8 protein-coding genes are annotated in these 5745 nt (G+C 65.2%); all 8 read left to right on the top strand.

Annotated features, from left to right (window positions below; all coding sequences use genetic code 11):
- The first annotated feature begins 23 nt into the window (after nt 1-23).
- From QOD90_RS24560 to QOD90_RS24525, 8 genes are read left to right on the top strand one after another with little or no spacing between them, the layout of a single operon-like run.
- Entirely contained in the window at nt 24-998 is a 975-nt protein-coding gene (locus QOD90_RS24560) for a mechanosensitive ion channel family protein (protein WP_526353972.1), read from the top strand.
- Nucleotides 995-1531 (top strand): Rv3103c family proline-rich protein, encoded by a 537-nt coding sequence (locus QOD90_RS24555; protein ID WP_526353966.1) that lies wholly within the window; start codon nt 995-997, stop codon nt 1529-1531. Before QOD90_RS24560 ends, QOD90_RS24555 begins: the two co-directional genes overlap by 4 nt.
- Before the next feature lie 41 nt (nt 1532-1572).
- Complete coding sequence (gene ftsE / locus QOD90_RS24550) at nt 1573-2262, top strand: cell division ATP-binding protein FtsE (RefSeq protein ID WP_526353970.1); 690 nt, start codon at nt 1573-1575, stop codon at nt 2260-2262.
- A 4-nt stretch (nt 2263-2266) separates the two neighbouring features.
- Nucleotides 2267-3160 (top strand): permease-like cell division protein FtsX, encoded by an 894-nt coding sequence (gene ftsX, locus QOD90_RS24545; RefSeq protein WP_526353964.1) that lies wholly within the window; start codon nt 2267-2269, stop codon nt 3158-3160.
- Between the two features lie 2 nt (nt 3161-3162).
- Nucleotides 3163-3663, top strand: a complete 501-nt coding sequence (smpB, locus tag QOD90_RS24540; protein ID WP_526353962.1) for an SsrA-binding protein SmpB — start codon at nt 3163-3165, stop codon at nt 3661-3663.
- Nucleotides 3660-4505 (top strand): EamA family transporter, encoded by an 846-nt coding sequence (locus tag QOD90_RS24535; protein WP_526353968.1) that lies wholly within the window; start codon nt 3660-3662, stop codon nt 4503-4505. The genes smpB and QOD90_RS24535 overlap by 4 nt, the downstream gene beginning before the upstream one ends.
- A gap of 27 nt (nt 4506-4532) precedes the next feature.
- Nucleotides 4533-5375, top strand: a complete 843-nt coding sequence (locus QOD90_RS24530) for a maleylpyruvate isomerase family mycothiol-dependent enzyme (RefSeq protein ID WP_526353960.1) — start codon at nt 4533-4535, stop codon at nt 5373-5375.
- Nucleotides 5376-5424: 49 nt separating this feature from the next.
- On the top strand, nt 5425-5550 hold the full coding sequence (locus tag QOD90_RS24525; protein ID WP_526353958.1) for a hypothetical protein: 126 nt from the start codon (nt 5425-5427) through the stop codon (nt 5548-5550).
- Nucleotides 5551-5745: the final 195 nt, after the last annotated feature.

Genomic DNA, 5745 nt, shown 5'->3' with positions numbered 1-5745 from the left:
AATCCGTTGGCGCAATAGGAAAGATGACGACTAACACGACGTACGTAGCCATCTCGATGACGCAACGCTGGCACGATTTCTGGCGGGGCGGCATCGGCGAGTGGATCATCACGCGGGGTCTGAAGATCGTCCTGCTGGTCATCTTCGCGGTACTGGCCGCCCGGTTCATCAGCTGGACCGCGCAGAAGATCACCCGACGCATCGACGCGGACTTTCAGGAAACCGATCAGTTGGTGCGGACCGAATCCGCCAAGCACCGCCAGGCGGTCGCATCAGTCATCTCCTGGGTGTCGATCGCCGTCCTCCTGGTGGTGGTCCTCGTCGAGATCACCGACGTCATCGCCATTCCGGTCGGATCGCTGGTCGCGCCGGCCGCGGTATTGGGTGCCGCGCTCGGTTTCGGAGCGCAACGCATCGTGCAGGACCTGCTCGCGGGATTCTTCGTCATCACCGAGAAGCAGTACGGCTTCGGTGACCTGGTGGCACTCACCGTCGCAGGCATCGCCGCCCCGGCCGAAGGCACCGTCGAGGACGTCACCCTGCGGGTCACGAAGCTGCGGTCCACCGAAGGGGAGGTATTCACCATCCCCAACGGCCAGATCGTCAAGACGATGAACCTGTCCAAGGACTGGGCCCGCGCGGTGATCGACATTCCCGTGTCGACCAGCGCCGACCTCACCAGGGTCGACGACCTGCTGCACAGCGTCAGCGACAAGGCGATGCAGGACGACAGTCTGCGGCGGCTGCTCTTGGATGCGCCGCAGGTGATGGGCGTGGAGAGCATCGAACTCGACACCGTGAACTTGCGCATGGTCGCGCGGACCCTGCCCGGCAAGCAGTTCGAGGTGGGGCGCAGGCTCCGCCTGCTGGTGATCGCCACGCTGATCCGGGCCGGAATCGTCACCTCGGGTGATACCGGACCGGTGATCAACACGATCCCGAGCCCGGCCACCGTCAACCCGCCCGTCGAGCCGCAGAACGCCGAGGACCGGCCATGAGTTTTTGGAACTGGGTCACCCGAAAGCGTACCGACCGCGGATGGCCGGGGTACATCGTCAACGGTCGGATTCGGACCTCGACGGCCGCTCTGGTGCTGGCGTTCTTCGTCGTCTCTTGGCTGCACAACACCTATGCGCCCACCCCGCCCGCGCCGGCGTCTCAGGAGACCCAGGTCGTGCCGCCCGGGTTCGTACCCGACCCGGAGTACACCTGGGTGCCCCGTACCAACGTCGAGACGCGCCCAAGAACGACCTACAGCACGCCGACGACGACGAGCACCACCCCCGAGACGACCGAGACGGAGACGACGAGCCCGTCGGCGACTAGCCCGACGACGAGCGGACCGTCGACGGCGACGACCGTGGTCGATCCGGACGGCTTTGGACCGCTGCCGCCAACGACTGTGACGCAGACCCAGGAACCGTCGCCAGGACTACCCGTTCCGAACCGTTCGGGCACCTCGACCACCACCACGACGACGGTCCTTCCCGGCTTCGGACCGGTGCCGACGACGCCCTTGGCCCCCGGCTAGTCCGGTTCCCGGACTGGACCCCGCTACACTGGCGTGCCGTGATGATCACCCTCGACCACGTGAGCAAGCAGTACAAATCCTCGGCACGGCCAGCTCTGGACAACGTCTCGCTCAAGATCGAAAAGGGGGAGTTCGTCTTCCTCATCGGGCCGTCCGGATCGGGCAAGTCGACCTTCATGCGGCTGCTCCTCGCCGAGGACACCCCGACGCACGGCGACATTCAGGTGTCGAAGTTCCACGTGAACAAGCTGGCCAGCCGGCACATCCCCGGCCTGCGGCAGGTTCTCGGATGTGTGTTCCAGGACTTCCGCCTGCTACAGCAGAAGACGGTGTTCGAGAACGTCGCGTTTGCGCTCGAGGTGATCGGGAAGCGCTCCGACGTGATCAACAGGGTGGTGCCCGACGTCCTCGAGATGGTGGGCCTGTCCGGCAAGGCCAACCGGCTGCCCACCGAGTTGTCCGGTGGTGAGCAGCAGCGCGTCGCCATCGCAAGGGCGTTCGTGAACCGGCCGCTGGTGCTGTTGGCCGACGAGCCGACCGGCAACCTGGACCCCGATACCAGCAAGGACATCATGGATCTGCTCGAGCGGATCAACCGCACCGGTACGACGGTGTTGATGGCGACTCACGACCATCACATCGTCGACTCGATGCGCCAGCGAGTCATCGAACTGGAGCTGGGACGACTGATCCGCGACGAACAGCGCGGTGTCTATGGAATGGATCGGTAGGTAAGTGCGCTTCGGCTTTCTCGTCAACGAGGTTCTCACCGGACTTCGTCGCAACGTCACCATGACGGTCGCCATGATCTTGACGACCGCCATCTCGATCGGCTTGTTCGGCGGCGGCCTGCTCGTCGTCCGCCTCGCCGACAGTTCCCGCAACATCTATCTGGACCGCGTCGAGAGCCAGGTCTTCCTCACCAACGACGTGTCGGCCAACGACCCGACGTGCGACGCCGACCCGTGCAAGGCACTGCGCAAGCAGATCGAGGATCGCAACGACGTGCGTTCGGTTCGGTTCCTCAACCAGAACGATGCCTACGAGGACGCGATCAAGAAGTTCCCGCAATACAAAGACGTTGCGGGCAAGGATGCGTTTCCCGCATCATTCGTGGTGAAGCTCGACAATCCCGAGCAACACAAGGACTTCGACGACGCCATCAAGAGCCAACCCGGTGTGCTCAACGTCCTCAACCAGAAGGACCTCATCGACAGGCTCTTCGCGGTGCTCGACGGTTTGAGTGCGGCGGCGTTTGCGGTGGCCCTGGTACAGGCGGTCGGCGCGATCCTGTTGATAGCCAACATGGTTCAAGTCGCGGCGTACACACGAAGAACGGAGGTGGGCATCATGCGACTGGTCGGGGCGAGCCGTTGGTATACGCAGCTGCCCTTCCTCGTCGAGGCCATGTTGGCGGCGTTCATCGGTGTGGTGATCTCGATCGTCGGGCTGATCCTGGTGCGGGCCCTGTTCCTCGAGAAGGCGCTCAACCAGTTCTATCAAGCGAATCTGATCGCCAGGATCGACTACGCCGACATCCTCTACATCGCACCGATTCTGCTGTTCGTCGGGGTGGCGATGGCGGGGGTCACGGGTTACGTCACCCTGCGGCTGTACGTGCGGCGCTAGCGGTGGCCAAGAAGTCGGCCGCGGAAGTCAAGAAGCACCGCAACAACCAGGTGGTGGCCACCAACCGTCGCGCGCGGCACAACTATTCGATCCTCGAGACGTTCGAGGCCGGAGTGGCACTGATGGGTACCGAGGTCAAGAGCCTGCGCGAGGGGCAGGCGTCGCTCGCGGACGCGTTCGCCACCGTCGACGACGGCGAGATCTGGCTGCGCAACGTCCACATCCCCGAATATCACCATGGCAGCTGGACGAATCACGCCCCGCGGCGCAACCGAAAGCTGCTGTTGCATCGCGGCGAGATCGACGCGCTGATCGGCAAGGTCCGCGACGGCAACCTCTCGCTGGTGCCGCTATCGCTCTACTTCACCGACGGCAAGGTCAAGGTCGAACTCGCCCTGGCCCGCGGCAAGCAGGCTCACGACAAGCGCCAGGATCTGGCCAAGCGTGATGCCGACCGCGAGGTAATCCGCGAACTGGGTAGGCGCTCCAAGGGCATGACCTGATCGGGGTCGTCTTCGCCCTGGTGTCCGGAATCGGCTACGGGGTGAGCGACTTCGTCGGTGGTCTGGCATCGCGGCGGGTGGCCGCGCTACGGGTGGTGCTGGTGTCCTATCCGGTGGCGCTGATGTTGTTGACGGCGCTCGCCGTCGTGGTCGGTGGGCACGTGTCGACGCCCGCGATCGTGTGGGGCGGCCTGTGCGGTATCAGCCAGGCGTTCGGGGTGTGGTGGTTCTACGCCGCGCTGGGTGAGGGTCCGATGTCGTTGGTCTCGCCGCTGACGGCCGTCCTGGTTGCGGGTGTGCCGATCATCGCAGGCGTGACGATGGGGGAGCGGCCCAGCGGGCTTGCCTATGCAGGGATCGCGTTGGCCTTGGTCGCGGTGGTGCTGGTGAGTCGCGAAGTGCGCGACGAGGATTCGACCCCACACCGCTTCACGAAGAAGGTGGCGTGGCTGACGCTGGGTTCGGGCCTCGCCTTCGGCATGAACTTCGTGCTCATCGATCAGGCGCCGGTCGATGCGCACCTGTGGCCGCTGGTGTTCGCCCGACTGTCGGCAAGTCTCCTGGTCGTCGCGATTGCGGCGTTCTCGCGCAATCTCAGTGCGCCGTCGGGGGTGCCGCTGAAGCTGGCGCTGGCGGCCGGGGTGTTGGACACCGTCGCGAACGTCGCCATGCTCCTGGCGCTGCACGCGTCGATGCTCTCGCTGACCAGTGTGTTGATCTCGTTGTATCCGGCGGGCACGGTCGGGCTCGCGTTGGTGGTACTCAAGGAGAAGGTGACGCGGTGGCAAGCGGCGGGGATGGTGCTGGCCCTGGCATCGGTTGGCCTGATCGCTGCGGGTTGAGGACGCTCGGCGTCTACCATCGCCCGGATGACCGAACGTCCACGCACCCTGCTCGATCGATCCGAGATCCTCGCCGGGCTCTTCGCGTCCTGGGACGGTATCGACGGGGTGCTGACCGACGTGCCCGACGTCCAGTGGAGGGCCCCGACGCCGCTGCCTGGGTGGTGCGTCCACGACGTCGTCGCTCACGTGATCGGCACCGAGTCGATGCTGTCCGGCGTTCCGACTCCGGAGGCCGACGTCGACGTGACGACGCTGGCTCACGTGCGCAATCCGATCGGTGGGATGAACGAGTGCTGGGTACGCCATCTCGACGGGGAGACGGCCGCGGACGTGCTCGGGCGATTCCGCGACGTCACCGCCGCTCGCCGAGAGACGTTGAGGGCGATGAGCGACGACGACTGGAACACCGTCACCGCGACACCCGCCGGGCCGGACTCCTACGGCAGGTTCATGCGGGTCCGCATCTTCGATTGTTGGATGCACGAACAGGACATCCGCGAGGCGCTGTCGCTCCCGTCGTCTGACACCGACCTCGATTCGCCAGCGGCACGTCTGGCGTTGGATGAGATGGCGGCCAGCATGGGCTTCGTCGTCGGCAAGCTTGGCAAGGCGCCCGACGGATCCCGGGTCGCCATCGAACTGACCGGACCGCTGGCCCGCACCATCAGGGTCGCGGTCGACGGACGGGCACAGCTGGTCGAAGACTTCGACGTGGAGCCGACCGCGACCATCCGGATGGACGCCCTGCAGTTCACCCGCGTCGCAGGCGGCCGTCCGATGACCGACGCTCGCCCGACGGCGATCGACCTGGGCGGAGACTCCGAGGTCGGCCAGCGGATCGTCGACAATCTGGCCTATGTGATCTGACTCGCGCTACGAGACTGGTGCCCGGCCCGTCGCCGAGGTCGACGTCGACGTGCACCCAGGTGAGCTCCCAGAGCCCTATCGGCGGCTGGTCAACCAGGGCTACATCCAGGCGTCGGACCTGACCCACCTCAAGATGGCGTCCGCGGCGCACCTCAAGGCCGCGACCAGCGGCTGAACACGGGACTTAATCGCTCGTCAGCGGCGCGGAAAGCGGTACTATGGACGTCCTGCTGAAGTTCGGCAGGGTGCGAGGGGCTGAACGGTTTCGACTTCGCGCATCGAATCAAGGGAAGCGTGCCGGTGCAGGCAAATGACCACCGTAAGCGTCGTTGCAACCAATTAAGCGCCGATTCCAATCAGCGCGACTACG

Source organism: Mycobacterium sp. (genome assembly GCF_032161845.1).
Lineage (GTDB): Bacteria > Actinomycetota > Actinomycetes > Mycobacteriales > Mycobacteriaceae > Mycobacterium.
This window is presented reverse-complemented; position numbering and strand designations above follow the sequence as displayed.